This window comes from Ruminococcus sp. FC2018, assembly GCF_000621805.1.
In the GTDB taxonomy this organism is placed as follows: Bacteria; Bacillota; Clostridia; order Oscillospirales; family Ruminococcaceae; genus Hominimerdicola.
The window spans coordinates 15,063-34,978 of record NZ_JHXH01000020.1 but is presented as its reverse complement, the minus strand read 5'-3'; the positions used below and the strand labels follow the sequence as shown (position 1 = coordinate 34,978).

The 19,916-nt window shown below is 47.0% G+C and carries 22 protein-coding genes; 1 reads left to right on the top strand and 21 read right to left on the bottom strand.

The window, feature by feature from the left end:
* Nucleotides 1–234 (top strand): IS3 family transposase (locus T494_RS0110765; RefSeq protein WP_028506307.1); only part of this gene is annotated, 234 nt, incomplete at its 5' end.
* A gap of 119 nt (nt 235–353) precedes the next feature.
* Here T494_RS0110765 and T494_RS0110760 read toward each other — a convergent pair.
* The 21 genes from T494_RS0110760 to dnaN form a co-directional block, all read right to left on the bottom strand.
* Nucleotides 354–1,352: a glycoside hydrolase family 130 protein gene (locus T494_RS0110760; RefSeq protein ID WP_028506306.1), complete on the bottom strand. Its 999-nt coding sequence runs from the start codon at nt 1,350–1,352 to the stop codon at nt 354–356.
* 71 nt (nt 1,353–1,423) lie between these two features.
* Nucleotides 1,424–2,107, bottom strand: a complete 684-nt coding sequence (locus T494_RS0110755; protein ID WP_028506305.1) for a hypothetical protein — start codon at nt 2,105–2,107, stop codon at nt 1,424–1,426.
* A 42-nt stretch (nt 2,108–2,149) separates the two neighbouring features.
* The gene (locus T494_RS0110750; protein WP_028506304.1) at nt 2,150–2,413 is read right to left on the bottom strand and encodes a DUF4321 domain-containing protein; all 264 of its coding nucleotides are present in this window, start codon (nt 2,411–2,413) and stop codon (nt 2,150–2,152) included.
* A 101-nt stretch (nt 2,414–2,514) separates the two neighbouring features.
* Nucleotides 2,515–3,000: a S1 RNA-binding domain-containing protein gene (locus T494_RS0110745; RefSeq protein WP_028506303.1), complete on the bottom strand. Its 486-nt coding sequence runs from the start codon at nt 2,998–3,000 to the stop codon at nt 2,515–2,517.
* A 66-nt stretch (nt 3,001–3,066) separates the two neighbouring features.
* The gene (locus tag T494_RS0110740; RefSeq protein WP_051540374.1) at nt 3,067–3,471 is read right to left on the bottom strand and encodes a hypothetical protein; all 405 of its coding nucleotides are present in this window, start codon (nt 3,469–3,471) and stop codon (nt 3,067–3,069) included.
* 64 nt (nt 3,472–3,535) lie between these two features.
* Nucleotides 3,536–3,985 (bottom strand): spore cortex biosynthesis protein YabQ, encoded by a 450-nt coding sequence (yabQ, locus tag T494_RS0110735; protein WP_028506301.1) that lies wholly within the window; start codon nt 3,983–3,985, stop codon nt 3,536–3,538.
* A 3-nt stretch (nt 3,986–3,988) separates the two neighbouring features.
* Nucleotides 3,989–4,252 (bottom strand): sporulation protein YabP, encoded by a 264-nt coding sequence (gene yabP / locus T494_RS0110730; protein ID WP_028506300.1) that lies wholly within the window; start codon nt 4,250–4,252, stop codon nt 3,989–3,991.
* A 102-nt stretch (nt 4,253–4,354) separates the two neighbouring features.
* A complete protein-coding gene (locus T494_RS0110725; protein ID WP_028506299.1) occupies nt 4,355–4,588 on the bottom strand; it encodes a hypothetical protein in 234 nt (77 codons plus the stop codon).
* A gap of 208 nt (nt 4,589–4,796) precedes the next feature.
* Nucleotides 4,797–5,948 (bottom strand): 3-phosphoglycerate dehydrogenase family protein, encoded by a 1,152-nt coding sequence (locus T494_RS0110720; RefSeq protein WP_028506298.1) that lies wholly within the window; start codon nt 5,946–5,948, stop codon nt 4,797–4,799.
* A 379-nt stretch (nt 5,949–6,327) separates the two neighbouring features.
* A complete protein-coding gene (gene serC / locus T494_RS0110715) occupies nt 6,328–7,413 on the bottom strand; it encodes a 3-phosphoserine/phosphohydroxythreonine transaminase (RefSeq protein ID WP_028506297.1) in 1,086 nt (361 codons plus the stop codon).
* Nucleotides 7,414–7,557: 144 nt separating this feature from the next.
* Complete coding sequence (locus T494_RS0110710) at nt 7,558–9,318, bottom strand: NFACT RNA binding domain-containing protein (RefSeq protein ID WP_028506296.1); 1,761 nt, start codon at nt 9,316–9,318, stop codon at nt 7,558–7,560.
* Between the two features lie 82 nt (nt 9,319–9,400).
* Nucleotides 9,401–9,787, bottom strand: coding sequence for a hypothetical protein (locus T494_RS0110705; protein ID WP_028506295.1), 387 nt, complete (start codon nt 9,785–9,787; stop codon nt 9,401–9,403).
* Between the two features lie 43 nt (nt 9,788–9,830).
* Nucleotides 9,831–10,613, bottom strand: coding sequence for a Nif3-like dinuclear metal center hexameric protein (locus T494_RS0110700; protein WP_028506294.1), 783 nt, complete (start codon nt 10,611–10,613; stop codon nt 9,831–9,833).
* Between the two features lie 18 nt (nt 10,614–10,631).
* Nucleotides 10,632–10,919: a hypothetical protein gene (locus T494_RS0110695; protein ID WP_155984097.1), complete on the bottom strand. Its 288-nt coding sequence runs from the start codon at nt 10,917–10,919 to the stop codon at nt 10,632–10,634.
* Nucleotides 10,920–10,947: 28 nt separating this feature from the next.
* Nucleotides 10,948–13,494, bottom strand: coding sequence for a DNA gyrase subunit A (gene gyrA / locus T494_RS0110690; RefSeq protein ID WP_278244668.1), 2,547 nt, complete (start codon nt 13,492–13,494; stop codon nt 10,948–10,950).
* Between the two features lie 49 nt (nt 13,495–13,543).
* Complete coding sequence (locus T494_RS13030; protein ID WP_051540372.1) at nt 13,544–14,218, bottom strand: heme exporter protein CcmD; 675 nt, start codon at nt 14,216–14,218, stop codon at nt 13,544–13,546.
* A gap of 291 nt (nt 14,219–14,509) precedes the next feature.
* Nucleotides 14,510–16,462: a DNA topoisomerase (ATP-hydrolyzing) subunit B gene (gene gyrB, locus T494_RS0110675; RefSeq protein WP_278244667.1), complete on the bottom strand. Its 1,953-nt coding sequence runs from the start codon at nt 16,460–16,462 to the stop codon at nt 14,510–14,512.
* 315 nt (nt 16,463–16,777) lie between these two features.
* A complete protein-coding gene (locus T494_RS0110670; protein WP_028506290.1) occupies nt 16,778–17,038 on the bottom strand; it encodes an extracellular matrix/biofilm biosynthesis regulator RemA family protein in 261 nt (86 codons plus the stop codon).
* The gene (recF, locus tag T494_RS0110665) at nt 17,038–18,180 is read right to left on the bottom strand and encodes a DNA replication/repair protein RecF (protein WP_028506289.1); all 1,143 of its coding nucleotides are present in this window, start codon (nt 18,178–18,180) and stop codon (nt 17,038–17,040) included. The genes T494_RS0110670 and recF overlap by 1 nt, the downstream gene beginning before the upstream one ends.
* A 3-nt stretch (nt 18,181–18,183) precedes the next feature.
* Nucleotides 18,184–18,405: an RNA-binding S4 domain-containing protein gene (locus tag T494_RS0110660; protein WP_028506288.1), complete on the bottom strand. Its 222-nt coding sequence runs from the start codon at nt 18,403–18,405 to the stop codon at nt 18,184–18,186.
* Between the two features lie 6 nt (nt 18,406–18,411).
* On the bottom strand, nt 18,412–19,521 hold the full coding sequence (gene dnaN, locus T494_RS0110655) for a DNA polymerase III subunit beta (RefSeq protein ID WP_028506287.1): 1,110 nt from the start codon (nt 19,519–19,521) through the stop codon (nt 18,412–18,414).
* Nucleotides 19,522–19,916 lie beyond the last annotated feature (395 nt).

Sequence of the window (19,916 nt, the reverse complement as noted above, 5' to 3'; positions counted from 1 at the left end):
AAAGATAAAGGCATAAGACAGAGTATGTCACGAAAAGGCAACTGTCTTGATAATGCCTGTGCAGAAAACTTCTTCGGATTACTCAAGACAGAATTGCTGTATTTACAAGAATTCACATCAATAGAACACTTCATATCCGAGCTTCACGCTTACATAGAGTGGTACAACACAAAGCGCATCAAGCTTAAGCTTGATGGTATGTCACCTGTTGAATACAGGCTCAATGCCGCATAACAAAAGCGACCAAGATCTCTCTTAGTCGCTTTGCATATTTTTTCTTTAAAAAGTTTGTCTAACTTTTTGGGGTCAGTTCAGATCCGGGTGGTCTTTTTTTGTGCTGTATTGGATAAAGCTTATATGGACGAGTGCTCCTTAACGTAGTCAACCACTCGGTCCACAGTGGTGAAGCAAAGCCCTACCACCGTATCGGCGCAGCCATAATAGATAGCTATTCTTCCTGTGTCCGCATCGCAAAGAGCTGCGCAGGGGAAGGTCACGTTCTGTACGTCGCCAACACACTCATATATCTCACGTGGGTTGATAAGATATTCTTCACAGCGGTATTTTACCTTCCACGGCTGCTCAGTATCCAGAATACAGGCAGAGAAGCTGTACACAAAGCCGTTGCAGGATTCAAGCACACCGTGATAGAAGCAAAGCCAGCCCTCGCTTGTTTCAATGGGGATAGGACCTGCGCCTATCTTTTTGGATTCCCAGGGCATAAGTGGGGACATAACGTGGCGGTGCTCACCCCAGTATTTCATATCGGGGGACTGGGAGAGATAGATGTCGCCGAAAGGAGTGTGTCCCGAATCGGAGGGTCGGGAAAGCATAACGTACTTGCCGTTTATCTTTCTGGGGAACAGCACACCGTTGCGGTTAAAGGGCAAAAAGGCGTTCTCGCACTGGGTAAAGGTCCTGAAATCGTAGGTGTAAGCGATACCGATAGTTGGCTGGGCGTTGTATGCGTTGCACCAGCTCACCCAGTATCTGTCCTCAATAAAGCACACTCTGGGGTCATAGCCGTAGAGCCACTTGTTTGCCTCGGCTGTGGAGGGGTCCTGCTGGACAAACTCGATGCGCTCCTCGTTTATTTTCCAGTTGATGCCGTCATCTGAGAAGCCTGCGTGAAGCTCCATGGCACGGCGCTTGTCGTCCACCCGGAACACCCCTGCAAAGCCACCTTCAAAGGGCACCACCGCAGAATTGAATATCGAGTTGGCGCAGCTTATGGCATCACGCTTTATCACCGGGTTTTTATCGTATCTCCACACCACGTCTGTGCAGTCCTGTGGTCTGTCCTGCCACGGCATATTAGGAATGCTCTGTCCGTTGATTATTTTTGTTTTCATCTCTTTTTTCCTCCTTTTCATGCCCGACCATTGGGCGTATAACAAAACACCCCTCACAAAGAGGGGGGGATTTAATTTTCGCCTTTTGAGGAAGCAATATTGGTTATCTCCTTGATACTGTTTTTATCTTCTATAACCGTTTTATAACCGCAGCGTTTCTCTTTTCCGTCTGCCTTATAAATGGTGGTTTCGGTAAAATACTTCAGCTTTCCGTCCTTGTCAAACACATATCTCACCGCAAAGTCCGTTACCTCGCCCTCCTCGGGAGCGGTAGGCTTTACCTTTTCCACGTCATAAACGTGGGTGACCTCACGCTCGTCGCCGTTTACAGTCATTTTAGCATCGGTAATGGCGGAGGGGATATAGGTTATCATATCCTCCTTGGTCATCTGATGCTTATCCGAACGGGTATACTTTTTAAAATTCTTGTCCCCGTCCTTATACTCATAAAACTTATCCCCGTGATGGTAAGCGTTTATCTCGCCGTTATTGTACTCACTGTTTTCCCTGCCGTCCACCAGCTTCCAGTTGGTATACACAAGGGTGTCCCCGCTGTACATAAAGGTGAACACCTGCTCCTGCTTGCCGGTATCCACGTTGGTCATAACCACCCTGGCAGAGTCAAGCTCGCTGTAATCCTCACGTGCCTGCATGACAAGGTTATTGCCTACAATATCGGGATTTCCGCATCCGGCGATGCCTATAACGGTGCTCAGAAACAAAACCGCACACACCGCAAGTGCTTTAACTCTCATTCGTTTATCACTCCAAACCGACAGAGGTCATTGCTGCTCATATCACAGATTTTTGCAGGTTTTTGAAAAGACTATGAGCGCAGCGGCAATGGTGAATATCTGTGAGATAGTTGCCTTTACCATAAAGCCGAAGTCCAGCTTTATAACGTAAAGATCCACCGAGATATTTTCAAGCCCCACCTTTTTGCCCCAGGCAAGCCAGCCCACATAGTCCTTTCCCTCGCACACATAGGCTATAAACGCCCCAAGTATTATTCCTGCAAGAATAAAAAATATGAACGCAAAGGTCTTTTTAAAATTCTTCATTTTTCTCTCCCCGATGTTTTCCTTTAAAAAAGGCGCACCACAGGCGTTTTTCGCCGGCAGCCGCCTTTTGTTCCGCTTTGGTCGTCATGAACAAAACCGGTTTATTTGCGTCTTGATGAAGACCTGCGCTTATTATCCATAACATGCTTCAAATCGGAAAACCTTTCCTCGCTTGATGCCTTGAACTTAGAAAGCATATCTTCAAAATCCGCATTTCCCGACGGCGTGTTCTCATACACCGGGGGAGGATTTTTGGTAAAGTCCCTCACAGGTCTGCTCTCATGCGCCCTCTGGGGGGCTTTGTTCTTCCCAAATCCGCCCTTTGGCTTTCCGCCGGCAGGTCTTTCCTGCTGGGGCAGAGCTTTCTTTATGGACAAGGATATCTTTCCGTCCTCGCCCATGCTCAGCACCTTTACCTTAACGGTCTGTCCTTCGGTAAGGTGATCCTTTATCTCGCTGACAAAGGTATTTGCCACCTCCGAGATATGTACCATTCCCGTGGTGCCCTTTTCAAGCTCCACAAAAGCTCCGAACTTGGTTATTCCTGTGACTTTACCTTCGTAGATGTTTCCGACTTCTAACTGCATTGTGTTTGCTTTCCCTTTCAAATCAATATTATGTATATAAACGTTGCCTGTCCTTGTAACAGGGGCTTATTTGTTCTGGTTCACTATATAGAATCTGCGCTCCTCGGGAAAAGCATATCCAAGCTTGTCGATGGCGATCTTTTTCATATACTCCTTCTCGCCGGAATCCAGCATTCTGGAATATTCGTCATTAAGCGCTTTTTCCTCATCTATCTGCTTTGAGATATCGGAGGTCTCACTTCTCAGCTTTGCTATCTCAGCCTTATCGTAAATTATGGTAAACGCCGCATATGCGCAAAAGCACAGTGCGATTATCACAAAGATCCGTTTAGACAGCTTACGTTTTTTCCTGCTGCGGGGTCTTTCCCGGCGCACGTTTTCTTCCACCGGCTCATCAAACTCCTCAGCTTCTTCGGCAAGCCGGCTGTCTTGTATCTCTTCCAGCTCGTCCATATCTTCAAAGGTCGTCATAGTATCTCCTTTCGCCCTTTTCACACCTATTCCAATACATTATACAACACTTAAAAGTCAACTTTCAAGGGCTTTGGAGATTTTTTTTATTTTTTAATAAATTTATGTGATTTTTCACAAACATACCTTTGCTTTTTTGTCCAATTTTATGGATAATTTTACTCAAAGGCTTTAAAACCCAATGTTTGAGGACTTTTACCGCCTTGCTCAGAAGGAACATGGCAAGGTTTCCGATGCTGAAATGCTCCAGCACAAAGCCGCCTGCCATTCCCACAAGGGTAAAGACACGGAGTTTTCCGGTGAAGGCGGTGGCAAAGACATAGGCGGCTGAGCAGGACAGAAATGAGAACAGCACATCCTCGGCGGCTACGGCGATATTTTTATGGGGAAAGACTATCCTCAGGGCACGGAAAAGGTCATACAGCAGTCCTATGCCTGCTCCCAAAAGGACCGAAAGCAGGTAGACGTGTGTTTCGTACTCCAAAGAAAAGGTATATTCACGCAGCATATCCATATCTCACCTAAACAGCTTTCCCACAAAGCCCAGTTTTTTTGTTCTGTCCTTGTCGCCGTAGGAAAGTGCACAGATCTCTCCCTCCACCGTAAGCTCGCCGCTTTCCAGGGACATTTCGTTCACATGGAGCTGTTTGCCTCTGATGACCAGTTCCCCCAGCTGGGTGTATAGATAGACCTTGTTCTCGTCGAAGCTTTCAACGTCGGTGACTCCGGTAAGCATAAGCTTGCTTCTGTCCTCCAGGATTGCATTGTGTCTGTCTGTCATAGCGATGACCTCCCGTTTGTTTTGGTAAAGTATATGACAGACGGGATTTGTCCTATTCAAAAGAAAAGCGCCCGCCTTGCACGAGCGCCTGTAATATTCATCTCAAAACGGAAATATCGAGAGGAAATTTGAAATTACGGATTGTTTGTCATACTTCCTGCTCATCTTGTCCAGCTCCTCGTCGGTAAACTGCGACCTGAACTCTTCAACATCTGCGTTATATTTTTGCTTGTCTGCCTTTATCCTGCTGTCTTTGCGCAGCTCTTTGAACATTGCAAATATCGCCAGTAACACCAGAACTATCATCAATACGATCCCGATAATTGTTGTAAACATTTTGTCGTCCTCCTTTTTTGTTCTTTGTTTCTATTTGTATAATACCACATACAGACCCACTTTGCAATAAACAAAATCGCACCTGCTTGTTGAATAAACTACAAAGCCGCCCCGGATTGCAGCATAAATCACACATTACCGCCACAATGTTGCAAAAAAACCGACCCCTGCTTTTCAGCAGAGATCGGCTGGGTAATACCGTTTTGAATTAAAGCACTCTTACTTTTACAACGCCGTCGATAGCTTTGATAGCGTCGATATCAGCATCGCCGTTTACATCAAGGATAGTGTAAGCCCAGTCCTTCTTGGACTTGTTTACCATGTTCTCGATGTTTGCGCCCTTATCAGCAACAGCGCCTGTGATCTGTGTGATAAGAGCAGGAACGTTCTTATGCAGCACGCAAACCAGTGTGTCGCCGGTTTTAGCAAGCTCGGCATTAGGGAAGTTTACGGAGTTTACGATAGCTCCTCTTTCGATATAAGCCTTCAGCTCATCGGCTGCCATAACTGCGCAGTTGTCCTCGCTCTCCTCGGTGGAAGCTCCCAGATGAGGGATAGCAACAACGTTCTCAACGCCCAGCACCTCATCGCATGGGAAGTCAACGACATATCTTGCTGCCTTGCCGCTGCCCAGAGCCTCGATGATAGCCTCGCTGTTTACCAGCTCTCCTCTTGCAAAGTTAAGGATACGAACACCGTCCTTGCACATTGCAAGTGTTTCCTTGTTGATGGTATCCTTTGTATCTGCGTTGAACGGCAGATGCAGGGAGATGAAGTCGGACTGTGTATAGATATCGTTGATATTGTTTGTGACCTTTACCTGGGGCTTGAGGTTAAGAGCTGCGTTTACCGACAGGAAAGGATCGTATCCGATAACGTCCATGCCCAGGGAGATAGCGATATTAGCCAGCTTTCCGCCGATCGCACCAAGACCGATAAGACCCAGTGTCTTGCCGGTTATCTCTATACCTGCAAAGTTGGACTTGCCTTTTTCAACCATTTTGCCTACCTCTGCGCCGTTGCCTTTGAGTGTCTTAGCCCACTCGATAGCCTCGGGGATCTTTCTTGATGCAAGCAGAAGTCCGCACACTGCAAGCTCCTTAACAGCGTTAGCGTTTGCGCCGGGGGTGTTGAAAACAACGATACCCTGCTCTGCGCACTTGTCAACGGGGATATTGTTTGTGCCTGCGCCTGCACGGGCGATAGCAAGCAGGTTATCCTTGAACTCCATGTCATGCATCTTTGCAGAGCGCACCATTATAGCCTCAGGAGCGTCGCAGTTATCGCTTACGTTGTAATCTGCGCCCAGTCTGCTTGTGCCGACAGCGGCGATCTTGTTAAGTGTCAATACGTTTACCATTTTTCCTTACCTCTTTCCGAAAATGAATTATTAACGCACAAACTTGAAAATCGTATATAGTAACAGGTTTTTCGGTCAAGCCTTTTTTGCGAGAAAAGGCTTGCGGGTCACGGGCAGCGCCCGTGTCGCTGACCGCAGTCAGCGAGATCTCCTGCCGTCAGGCGCTCCGCAAAAGGTGAATTTAAAAATAGTCCGGCGGACTGTTTTTAAAGAGGGAAAGCCCTGCAAGAGAGGGCTTTCCCTTCCTCTGTACAGCAGTTCTTTTCCTCAAACCCTACGGGTTTGACGAACGATATATAAGACCCAAATTTGTTGTCTTCTAAAAAGTTAAGCACACGGAACAGCATTTGCTGCTCCGTATGCATTAAAGTTTTATTACTTATGCGTTCTCAGCCTCAAACTTCTTCATGAACTCCACAAGCTTTTCAACGCCCTCGATAGGCATTGCGTTGTAGATAGAAGCTCTCATGCCGCCAACGGTTCTGTGTCCCTTGAGGTTCTCAAAGCCTGCTGCCTTTGCCTCGGCTACAAACTTCTTGTCAAGCTCTTCATTTCCTGTTACGAAAGGAACGTTCATAAGAGATCTGTCCTCAGGTCTTACTGTGCCCTTGAACATCTTGGACTGGTCAAGGAAATCGTAAAGGATCTTTGCCTTCTTCTCGTTGTGAACCTTCATGCCCTCAAGGCCGCCCATCTTCTTGATCCACTTGAACACCTTGCCGCAGATATAGATGCCGTAGCATGGAGGTGTGTTGTAAAGTGAGTCGTTGTCAGCCTGGATCTTCCAGTTCATCATTGTAGGTGTGTTCTTTACAGCAGGCTCGTCCTTGAGCAGATCCTCACGAACGATAACGATCTGTACGCCTGCAGGACCTACGTTCTTCTGAACACCGCCGTAGATAACGCCGTACTTTGTTACGTCGATAGGCTCGCTGAGGAAGCAGGATGAAACGTCTGCTACCAGCTCGTGACCCTTGGTGTTAGGCAGGGTCTTGTACTTTGTTCCGTAAATGGTGTTGTTCTCACAGATATATACATAGTCTGCATCCTCGGGGATGTCAAGATCCGAACAATCGGGAATATAGGAGAATGTCTTATCAGCAGAAGATGCTACTCTTACTACCTCGCCGTACTTTTCAGCCTCGGCAGCAGCCTTCTTAGCCCACTGACCTGTGATGATATAAGCAGCCTTGCCGTTATACATCAGGTTCATAGGTACCTCTGCAAACTGGAGGTTAGCACCGCCCTGTCTGAAAATCACCTTATAGTTGTCGGGGATACCCATAAGATCACGAAGATCCTGTTCAGCCTCTTTGATGATGGTATCATAAGCCTTTGAACGGTGGGACATCTCCATTACGCTCATTCCTGTGCCCTTGTAATCGAGCATTTCCTCTGCAGCCTCTTTGAGCACTTCCTCGGGAAGTACGGCAGGACCTGCACTAAAGTTATAAACTCTGCCCATTATAAAAAACCTCCAATATATTGATTTCTGGCAATTACAATTATACCGCCTTTTCCCCCAAAAGTCAATAGCAAGACACTGTCAATTCAGCGTGCTAAATCCACAAAATGCGGCGCTTGATTTTCTTGATTTTTATAATATCTTTCAACTGCTGCCTTTTGAAAGCTCCTGAAGCTGCTCGTCGGAAAGGGGGGAAACATACACCGTCTTGTTGTTTGTAAAGATGACCATGCCCGGTCTTGCCCCTGCGGGCTTTTTCACATGGCGGATAAGGGCATAGTCCACCCCCACCTGTGAGGAGTCCTTTGCCTTTGAAAAGTATGCTGCAAGTCTTGCGGCGGTGAGAATGACACCGTCGGGGACAGCACCGCCCTTTGCGCTGATTACCGTATGGCTGCCGGGAATGTCCTTGGTGTGCAGCCAGATATCGGTTTTTTCCGCCGTTTTACAGGTAAGCTTGTCGTTTTGCTTATTGTTTCTGCCCACACGGACGGTAAAGCCCTGTATCTCAAACTCCATTGGCGGCAGCGCCTTAGGGGGCTTGCCCTTTGAGTTTCTGTTTCTGATATATCCCTGCTCGGAAAGCTCCAGCCGCAGCTCGGCTATCTCCGCCTCGGTGGTTGCCCTTGTAAGGGCGTCAAACACGCTGTCAAGGTACTTTGACTCCTCCTCGCCCGAGGCGATAAGGGCGGTGAGCCTTTCCTGTGCCGCTCCCAGCTTGTGGTATTGCTTGTAATACTTCTGGGCATTGTCGATAGGGGAGAGCCTGCGGTCAAGGGGAATAGTTATCTCAGGGCAGCTTTGCTCGTAAAAATTCATAAGGGTGCAGCTCGTCTGCCCCTTTTTTATGCTGCCCGGATTTGCCATTATAAGGTCGGCATAGACCCTGAGCTTATCCCTTTCCCCGCACTGCTCCAGCTCAAGCCGCTGGTTCTCCACACGTCTTTTTGTGCGCTCGGTAAGGTTCACAATAAGCTTGAAAAGGTCGGAAGCCTTTTGTTTTGTCCTTGAATAGGCGTCCCGCTGGGAGTAGAAAAAGTCAAGCAGCTCCCCGGGGGATTCAAACTCCCTGGTGACCATAAGGGCTCCGTACTGGTGTATCGGGCAGAAGCAGAAGTCCTTTAGCACCCCCTCTTTTGTTTTCACCACAGTAAAGGTGTTTTCCCCTTTTTCAAGGTCGCTGCGCAGCCTGCCGATAAAGAACCACAGCCTGTCAAGCTCGTCCGTGGTAAGCTCCCACGCCGTCTTTTCCTCTCCCCGCAGTGCAAAAAAGCACATTTCCCTTGCAAGAATGGGGGAGATGCCTTCAAAGGCTTTGAGCAGGGCTTTTGAGGTCTCTGACTTCGGGCTTTCGCCCAGCTTGTCTTTAAGCTGTTCAAAGGTACAGGTGCAAAGGTCCAGCCTGTCGTCTCTGGGGGGAGGTTCATAGGTCACTCCCGGCAGCACCACACGGACCGACGAATGGTCGCTTCCCACACGTTTGATACTGTCGATTATCTTACCCTGTCCGTTTACAAGCATAATGTTTGAGTAACGTCCCATTATTTCCGACACCAGGGTAAGTCTGACCTTGTCCCCCATTTCGTTGGTGGCTTCAAAGTCAAAGCAGAGTATGCGCTCAAAGCCGTCCTGACGTATGTCCGTAAGCTTGCCCGAGGACAGGTGCTTACGCATGAGCATACAGAACATAGGGGGAGCTTTGGGGTTTTCTATCTCCGCCGAGGTAAGGTGTATTCGGGCAGAGCCGGGGTCTGCGGAAAAAAGGACTTTTTTCACACCCTGCATGGTGCGGATACCTATAACAAGCTCCTCACGGGAGGGCTGGTGGATACGGTCCACACGCCCGCCGATAAGACAGGAAAGCTCGTTTTTTATTAAACTTAAAAATACGCCGTCAAGTGCCATTTTGTTTTCTCCTGTTCCTGCTATAAATCAGAATTTACCGCAGTACCCCTGCGTGGCAGTCGGGGGAAACCCTTTTGGTGCTTTATTGGTGGAAACCCTTTTGAAAAAGGGTTATCCCCCAAGCCCCCTTCCTAAAACTTTTAATGATTTTTACACATCGGGCATACTGCCCGATATGTAAAAATAACTGAGAGTCTAAGAAAAGAGATTGGAGAACAATACTTCCAGAAGGTCCCTGCCGGTAGAGCACCAAGAGAATATCCCCAACTACTATGCAAGGATAATGTGGTAAATCCGAATTATCATCGTATGTTTGGTAAATAATTGAGGTGACCTCTTGAAAGTGTTTCCTCTTAATCTCTCCTCCTGAACTCTCACTACTTTTTCGGTGCAAGATGTCGCAGACATCTTGTGCAGAAAAAGCAATAAAAGTTTTAGGGGTGGGGTTTGGGGAGAGACCCTTTTTCAAAAGGGTCCTCCCCAGTATTCACCATGCGTATGATGATAAATTCCTACAATCTGTACGACACGACCTCAACGTTGTTGGCTGCCACCTCAAAGTCCACCCGGGGAAACTGCTTTGACAGCTCCTCTTTCATGTACCTGCAAAAGATATTCTCGGTGTGGAAATGCCCTGCATCAAACACGCTCAGACCGCTGTTTTGTGCGTCAATGAATACATCGTGCTTCACATCACCTGTTATAAGTGCGTCGCAGCCCTTTGAAAGTGCGTCCCGCCACAGGCTTCCGCCGCTGCCGGAGCACACCGCAACTCTGGTTATCATTCTGCTTTGGTACATACCGGTCTTATCAAGGTCGTTGTAGCGCACCACCGTGTTGTCAAGGCAGCTGCGGATATGCTTTGCAAGCTCCTTTGCGCTCATCTCTTTTTCAAGGGCGCACACACAGCCCATTGCCACGCCGTTTTCCTCGCACAGCGGTTCCACCGGGGCAAGCTCCAGCTTTTTGCACAGGATATCGTTCATCAGCGCACTGTCAAAATTAGTGTGAGCGCACAGGGCTGCCACGGAGTTTTCCAGCAGCATACCCACCACAGTTTCCGGGTCGATAGCTTTCAGGGCATGGAAAATAACAGGGTGGTGAGTAAGGATAAGCTGTGCATTTTTTTGTTTTGCCTCAAGGATAATATCCTTTGTTACGTCCAGGGCGATAAGCACATTTGTTACTTCACGGTTTTTATTGCCCACGCAAAGTCCGCTGTTATCGTAGCTTTCCTGTGCGCTGTAAGGGGCAATAGAGTTAATGTGATTGTAAATGTCGTTTATAGTTGTCATGGTTTTTCTCCCTTTTTGTCATTGATAATCATAGGTGTAAGCAGCATTTCGGCACGGTTGTAGATGTTGACCTCGCTGCCCGACCATAATTGCGCAGGGACAGCACAAGTCGTTGTGGACAAATTCAAGTCCCGAGTTGATAACGCCGCTTGAATTTTTCAGCAGCACCACCTTAACTTTCTCTGACGCAAACGCCGCCTTTAACAGCTCGAACGTTTCATCAAGCATTGCGGGAACAAGGATAGTCATTTTCTCACCCTCTCTGCCGAGTGTTTTTATCCGAATTATCGCAAAAACCAACAGCACACAGGGGTACTGTTGGTTTCGCTGCTATTTATTCTTCGTCGTCGTTTCCGTCGTCAACAGCGTCCTCGTCATCGGGAGCTGTATCCTCGGCGACTACCTCGTTTGCCTCTTCCTCGGCAGCCTGAGCGATGTCCTCTTCCGACGCCTGCTCTACCTCGGAGATCTCCGCATCTTCCTCGTGCTCGGTACGTGTGAACGCAACTACCTTGCCTTCCTCGCTTACACGCATAAGGCGAACACCCTTTGAATATCTGCCCATAATGCTGATATCGCAGGCTCTTATTCTGATAACAACGCCGTCGGTGGATATCATGATGATATCGTCCTCGTCATCAACCACCTTTATGCCGCAGACGCCGCCGTTTTTATAGTTCATCATGCCGTAGCCGCCTCTGCGCTGGATACGGTAATTTTCAAGCGCAACACGCCTGCCCAGACCGTTTTCCGCAACGGTGAGCACTGCCGCACCGTCACGCACTCTGGCCATTGAAACAACGTAGTCGCCCTCACGGAGCTTGATAGCTCTTACGCCGTGAGCAGTTCTTGACATCTGTCTGATGTCGGTCTCGTTGACTCTGATAGCGTAACCGTTATGTGTTGCCACAATAAGCTGGTTCTTGCCGCTGGTCATTCTTACGCCCTCGATCTCGTCGCCCTCGTCAAGTCCAATAGCACGCAGACCGTTCTTTCTCACGTTCTTGTATGCCGAAAGAGGAGTACGCTTGATCTTGCCGTTTTTGGTGACCATAACTATATATTTTCCCTCGTCAAAGCTGTCGGTCTTTATCATTGCGGCGATTTTCTCGTCGTTTTCAAGTGGCAGAACGTTGACGATATTTGTGCCTCTTGAAGCCTTTGAACCCTCGGGCAGCTCGTAGCATTTGAGCTTGTACATAATGCCCTTATTGGATATAAACAGCATGAAATCATGGGTAGAGCAGGTGTACATCTCCTCAACGTAGTCGTCCTCACGCTGCTTCATGCCGGTAACGCCCTTGCCTCCACGCTTCTGGGCATGGTACTCGCTGATAGGCGTTCTCTTGATATATCCGTCCTTGGTGTAGGTGACAAAGCTTTCCTCCTCGGGGATAAGGTCCTCGATATCCACCTCACCGCTTACATTTTCTATTCTCGTTCTTCTTTCGTCGCCGAACTTATCCTGTATCTGCTCAACTTCCTCGATAATGATGTCAAGCACTCTCTGGTGGTTTGCAAGGATATCCTCAAGGTCTGCCACCTTCAGCTTTATCTCTGCCAGTTCGTCGATTATCTTCTGTCTTTCAAGACCTGTGAGTCTGCCCAGAGTCATCTGTGCGATATGGTCAGCCTGTACCTCGGACAGACCAAAACGCTCGCAAAGCCTTTCCTTAGCCTGGGGAACATTCTTTGAGGACTTCATTATCTCGATGACCTCATCAATGTTATCAAGGGCTGTTACAAGACCCTGGAGGATATGCTCTCTCTCTTTTGCCTTTTTCAGGTCAAACTGTGTCCTTCTTCTGATGACCTCAACCTGGAAGTCGATATACTGTTCAAGGCACTCTTTAAGCGTGAGCACCTTAGGGATACCGTTTACAAGAGCCAGCATGATAACGCCCACAGTGTCCTGGAGCTGGGTGTAAGAAAACAGCTTGTTGAGCACCACCTGGGGGTTGGCGTCTTTTTTGAGCTTGATAACGATACGCATACCGTCCTTGCCGGATTCGTCGTTAAGGTCATGTATGCCGTCAATTCTCTTATCCTTTACAAGGTCTGCGATAGAAACACACAGTCTTGCCTTGTTGACCATGTAAGGTATCTCGGTGACGATAATGCAGTTTCTGCCGTTTATCTCCTCGATAGAGGTCTGTGAACGCAGGGTTATCTTGCCCTTGCCTGTGGCATAGGCAGCTCTTATGCCTGCTCTGCCCATTATTATTCCGCCGGTAGGGAAGTCCGGTCCCTTAACGTGTTCCATAAGCTCATCAAGAGTGCAGTCGGGGTTTTTCATCACGCACTTCATGCCCTCGATGATCTCGTGGAGGTTGTGAGGGGGTATGTTTGTAGCCATACCTACGGCGATACCGGTGGAACCGTTGCACAGAAGGTTTGGGAACCTTGAGGGCAAAACCACAGGCTCTTTGAGTCTGTCGTCGTAGTTTGACTGGAAATCAACAGTTTCCTTGTTTATGTCCGTGAGCATATTCATGGACATCTTTGCCATTTTAGCCTCGGTATAACGATAAGCAGCCGGAGGGTCACCGTCAACGGAACCGAAGTTTCCGTGACCGTCAACCAGAGGGTACCTCAGAGAAAAGCTCTGGGCAAGGCGCACAAGGGCATCGTAAACCGATGCGTCGCCGTGGGGGTGATATTTACCCAGCACGGAACCTACCGTGTCGGCGCACTTTCTGTACGGCTGGTCGGGGGTAAGTCCGTTTTCGTACATGGTGTACAAAATACGCCTGTGGACAGGCTTCAGACCGTCCCTTACGTCCGGCAGGGCTCTGGAAACGATTACTGCCATAGAATATTGAATGAAAGATTCTTTCATTATCTTTTCAACATCTGTGTCAATAACATTATAGTCGCTCAAAAAAGTCACTCCAATCTTCCGCATTTACGGAAATGATATATGAAATAATTTAATTTTCGGTTATAAGGTGGTAACCCTCGGCAAGCTCGCCTGTGAACTTGTCACGGATGACCTCTTGCTGCTGCTGGCTGAGAAGCCGTTTGCTAAGCACATACAGGGTCTCTTTTTCGATGATGATAATAAACATCTCGTCATTTTCGATGACCTCAACGGTGTCGTTGTTCTTGTCGCTGTTGTCCCCAAGATGCACACGTCTGGGCTTTATGGGAACATAGTCCTCTGATTTCTTTTCCTCCTCGGACACAATAGTTTCTATCATAAATCCGCTTTCGTAGAGGGTAAATCTGTATCTGTCGTCCTCAAGCTCTTTAAGCGCCCTTACAAGATATTTTCTTATCCTTACACTGTTGTACCAGGTAAGAGCTATGACCACAAGGCATATAGCCAGCAGCACATAGTTAAGATAGCCGCCGGGGTATTTTATTATGGACACGATAAAAGCTGCCGCAACAACAGCAAAGGCTGCGGTAACTTTCCAGTTATGGGGATAGACAAACTTTTTCTGATAGGCACGGAAAGCTCTGTCCTCCTCCTCGTTTTTAACGTCGTAGTCCACAACCAGCATAGGCTGCTCGTCGAAGCTGTCGGCATCTTTTATAGCCTGTGCGTCGTATTCTTCAAGCTCTTTTTCCTCAAAGCTTTTAAAATCATTTTTCTCCGCCATATTATTTAATAGACCTTTCCTTGTTTTTGAAAACAATGTGGTGTATGTAAAGTACCTGATATGTGATTTTCAAATCTATTGCAACAAGCTGCTGAAATGTTGAGAGTATCCTCTTGGAAGTGCTGTTCTCCATGCTCTTTTTTAGACTTTCAGTCATTTTTACAGTATGGGGAATCTATTTCCCATACTGTAAAAATCATTAAGAGGTTTAGGAAAGGGGTCTGGGGAATAACCCTTCTCCAAAAGGGTTTTCCCCAGCAGTTCATCAGCCTGCTGTGATAGATCTGATCATTATACATCAAGTTCTTTTGCGTACTCTGCGTTCTTTTCGATAAACTCTTTTCTCGGCTGGACTTTATCGCCCATAAGGATAGTGAATATCTCGTCGGCTTTAACTGCGTCCTCCATGGTCACCCTTATCATCGTTCTTGTTTCAGGGTCCATGGTGGTCTCCCACAGCTGCATGGGGTCCATTTCACCAAGACCTTTATACCGCTGGACATTGATCTTTCCGCCGTTTGCGGAATACTCTTCGATATATCTGTCACGCTGTGCGTCGGTGTATGCATATCTGAACTGCTTGCCCTTTTGCACCTTGAAAAGCGGCGGCTGTGCAAGATAAACATGACCGTGCTCTATCAGCGGACGCATGAATCTGAAGAAGAATGTGAGCAGCAGAGTTCTGATATGAGAACCGTCCACATCGGCATCCGCCATTATTATTACTTTGCCGTAGCGCAGCTTGCTCAGGTCGAAATCCTCGCCTATGCTCGTTCCCAGGGCTGTGACCACAGGGGAAAGCTTATCGTTGCCGTAAACACGGTCAATGCGGGCTTTTTCAACGTTGAGCATCTTGCCCCACAGGGGGAGTATAGCCTGGAACTTTCTGTCTCTGCCCTCTTTTGCGGAGCCGCCTGCGGAATCTCCCTCGACGATATATATTTCCGTGATAGATGCGTCACGCTCCGAGCAGTCCGCCAGCTTGCCAGGCAGGGAAGAGGATTCAAGGGCACTTTTTCGCCTTGTAAGCTCTCTTGCCTTCTTGGCAGCCTCTCTTGCCTTCTGCGCCTGAACGGATTTGTCAAAGATAGCCTTTGCAACAGGCGGGTTTTCCTCAAAGTAGTTCATCAGCTTTTCGGTAACCAGCTTGTCAACAAAAGGTCTTACCTCGGGATTTCCCAGTCTGCCCTTTGTTTGTCCCTCAAACTCGCAGTTTGTCAGCTTGACGGAAACGATAGCTGTCAGACCCTCACGGACGTCCTCGGCAAGCAGCTTGTCGCCGTCTTTGAGGTAGCCGAACTTTTTGCCGTACTCGTTTATAACTCTTGTGAGTGCCACACGGAAGCCTGTTTCGTGTGAGCCGCCGTCGGGAGTATGGATATTGTTTGCAAAGGAAAGGATAAGGTCATTGTAGGTATCGTTGTACTGAAGTGCCACCTCGGCGAACATATCGTCCTCTTTGCCGCTGACGTAGATGACCTCCTCGGACAGTGCCTCAACTCCTCTTGTCTTGTGGATATGCTCAACAAACTGCCTTATTCCGCCCTCATAGTGGAGAGTTTCGCCCTTGATATTTTCCGGGTCACGCTTATCGGTAAAGACTATCTTTATACCGCCGTTGAGGAAAGCCTGTTCACGCAGTCTTTTTTCAAGCACCTCGTAATCGTAGACAGTAGTTTCCTGGAATATTTCCGGGTCGGCTTTGAAGGTAACGGAAGTACCTGTTTTATCCGTTTCACCAATTATCTTCAAAGGCTCGGTGTAATGACCTCTGTCAAAGTGCTGGAAGTGGATATTCTTTCCGTCGTAAACGGTAAGCTCCAGATATTCCGACAAGGCATTGACTACCGACGCACCGACACCGTGAAGACCGCCTGCTACCTTATATCCGCCGCCGCCGAACTTTCCGCCTGCGTGCAGTATAGTGTAGACAACCGTAGCCGCAGAGATGCCCTCCTTCGGGTGGATACCCGTAGGAATACCACGTCCGTTATCGGTCACTCTGATGATGTTTCCTTCAAGTATCTCAACATCTATCTGTGTACAGTAGCCTGCAAGAGCCTCGTCGATAGCGTTGTCAACTATCTCGTAAACCAGGTGATGAAGTCCTCTTGCGCCGGTGGAACCGATATACATACCCGGTCTTTTGCGCACAGCTTCAAGTCCTTCGAGCACCTGTATCTGATTTTCGTCATAGTTGTTGCTCTTATCCACCTGTGAGATGTTTTCCAAATTGTTATCCAATTTTTTATCCTCCGTTTCGGTATAGATATGATAAAATGTGTTTATATTTCAGTTATTTGTTCTGCATTGTTGAAAGAATACAGAAATATTTTCAACGAGCAGTTGAGAGTTCTCTCTTGAAAGAGTCACTCTTCATATCTTACTCTGAACTCTCACTACTTTTTCGTTGTTTGGGTCGCAGACCCGAACGGCGAAAAAGCAATAAAAGTTTTAGGGGTGGGGTTTGATGGGACGGAGTAACCGTTACCACGGTTACTCCCGAGAGAACGGCAAAGCCGTTCTCGGCCTTTCTTCAAAAGGGTCCTTCCCAATTGTTCATTGAGAATACTTGTTATGTCTTTTCAGCAGTGTTGAGCAGGCAAGCTGTGAGATATAGACCGTTTCCGTCAGATCCTTATCAAGGCACACCACAAAGCTTTTTGGCATTTCATAGGAACAGCTTATCACCCTTGCATTTTTTGATGCATGGCTGAGATACTGTTTTGTTATCTGCGAGACAGAGGAATTTTCAATATCGAATATCCCGATTATGTCCCGCTCATTTACCATAAAGTCGTTGCCCAGATGCAGATACATCAGCTTTGTTCCTTTCTTTTTCCGGTCTTTATCCTTCCTGCTTCGATATTAAAAAGCTTTCCGTGCTGGTTTTTGCCAAAGGGTATATTGTTATCGCAGCAGGTTATGAAAACCTGCATACCGTTTATTTTTGAGATAACAAACTTCTGTCTGTTCACATCAAGCTCGCTTAGCACGTCGTCAAGGAGTATACAGGGCGGATCACCTGTCTCCTCGGCAAGTATATATGCCTGCGCCAGCTTCATTACCAAAGCTGCGCTCCTGTGCTGTCCCTGGGAAGCATAATCCCTGCAAAGCAGCCCGTTTATTTTTGAAACGAGATCGTCACGGTGAACACCCTTTTGTGTGAACCCCGATCTTATGTCCTCGTCAATGTTCTTTTTCAGCACACTCAGATACTCGTTTGCAAGGTCTGCGGTGTAATCGTTCCTGCCTTCAAGCTTATCAAAAACCGTTGAATAGTAGCTTACAAAAAAATTCTCCCTGCCGCCCGAGATCTCGCTGTAAAGCTTTGATGCAAACATCTCCAGCTTTTTTGTGTAGCTGTATCTCAAAAGGGAAATGTACGAACCAAGCTGTGCCAGCTGGTTGTCCCAGCCCTCAAGCTCGTCCTTTGAGCTTTTGCCCGTGGCTATATTTTTCAAAAGCGCATTGCGGTGCTCGATTATCCTTTCGTATTTTGCGCAGACATTTGCATAATTGTTTTTTATCTGGCTCACACACAGATCAATGAACTGCCGTCTGTTGTCGGGAGAGCCCTTTGAGATCTCAAGATCCTCGGGAGTAAACACCACACAGTCCAGATTTCCGAAAAGCCTGGCAGGATTTTTCACCCTTACCCCATTGAGAAAAAGCCCCTTTTCACGGATATTTCCCTTTTCCATGGCATATCTTATCCGCTGGTCACGGAATTTGTCCTTGAAGGAAACCTCGATATTCATGATCTGCTTGTCAATGGCTATCATGCCTTTATCCTTGGTGTTTCTGAAGGATCTAACACCTGTACAAAGCCAGATAGCCTCGATAAGATTTGTTTTTCCCTGAGCATTTTCTCCGCAGAATATATTAAGCTCTTTGTGGGGTCTTATGTCAACGCCTTTAAGATTTTTAAAGCCGTCGGCAGATAGTTGTGTTATATACATATATCAGTTTACTACAAGTATCTCTGTATCAAGCTCGTCGATCTGCACCCTATCACCCGGGCGGATCTTTTTCCCCCTCATGGTGCATACCTCGCCGTTGACCTTTATTCTTTCCTCGGCGATTATCTCTTTAGCGATGCCGCCTGTTTCCACCATACCTGCGAATTTAAGCAGCGAGTCAAGCTTGATAAACTCGGTATTTATCTTAATGTCAACTGTTTTCATTTTTTATCAATCCTTTGGCAGCCTTACAGGCAGCACAAGATATGTATAATTTTCCTTTTCGTCGCAGGAAACTATCTTCATGGGCAGCAGGCTTCCGTTCATCTGGAGCTTTACCCTGTCGTCATCAATAACTTTCAGCGGGTCAAGGAGATATTTGCACTTAAAGCCTATTTCGATAACAGGTCCTTCAATAACTGCGCTTATCTCGTCGGATATTTTTCCCACGGAGGTTTTGCAGTTTATCTTTATCGTATCGTTTTCAAAGTAGCATTTTACAGGTGAAGGTGCTCTGTCGTTGATGATGAGCATAGTTCTTTCAAGGGTAGCGATAAGCTGTTTTCTGTCAACGGAGACCTCGGTTTTGCTCTCTGTGGGGATAGCCGACCTATATGGGTGGAAATCTCCCTCCAGAAGTCTTGAATATACCATATAGCCGTTGACCTTGAAGATAATGTGCTTGAGTGTTGGACAAAGCTCCGCCATGTCCTCCTCATTGTCGCTGAGCAGCTCTGTGACTTTTGAAAGGGTTATTGCAGGAACTACAAACTTTTTAGCTCCGTCGTATTTTATCGGCTCGCTCCTCACCGCAAGTCTGTATCCGTCGATAGCAGCCAGAGTCAGCTTTCCGTTCTCTATCTCAAAAAGCTCGCCTTTTAAAATTGGTTTCATATCCGTGGTTGCAACTGCAAAAACAGACTGTTCTATCATATTTTTAAGCACAGGCTGTGAGATAGTTATACTTTCATCGGAATTGATAAGAGGAAGCTCGGGGTACTCATCTGCGGAGGTGGCAACAAGATTAAAGGTGGTAACACCGCTTGACACAGTGACCTGGTAGTTGCCGGATACGTCTATCATTACAATATCCTCAGGCATCTTGCGCAGCATATTTGAAAACAGCCCTGCATCTATTATGCACTGACCGTAATCGGAGCTTTCAACGGTAATGTTTGTCTTTATACCTATCTCCATATTGTAACCTGTAAGCTCAAGATCCTCCTTGTTCAGAGTCATCTTCATTCCCGCAAGTGCAGGGAAGGGAGCTCTTTCGGTTATTGCCTTTGAAACATTGGTGACAGCGTCGATAAGCATTTTTTTCTCGCAGGTAAATTTCATGTTATTCTCTCCTTGTATGTAAACTAAATATTAAACCTGAATAGCGGACAATGTTTTTCAACACACGTCCGGATATAAAAAACGATTTTTTCTGAAATAAAACAATATATCTTTATTTATTTTAGTATCAATAGTAGAGTGGTTTGAGAATGTTGAAAAGGGCGCAGATCCCCTTTACAAACACTCTGATGGGCACAGCCGTTTGTTGAGTGAGCTTTGAAAAAAAATTGAAAGAATTGAAAGATCTTCGGGCTGTTGGAACTTTGAAAGATTGTGAGTTGAAAGTTAAAAACAAAGTGAAAAAATTCTGTACAGCCTGTGATCTTTTTACTTTTTACAACAAGATATTGTGTTAAAAATGTTTATAACACCACAAGAAGCCTGTCTGTAAATGC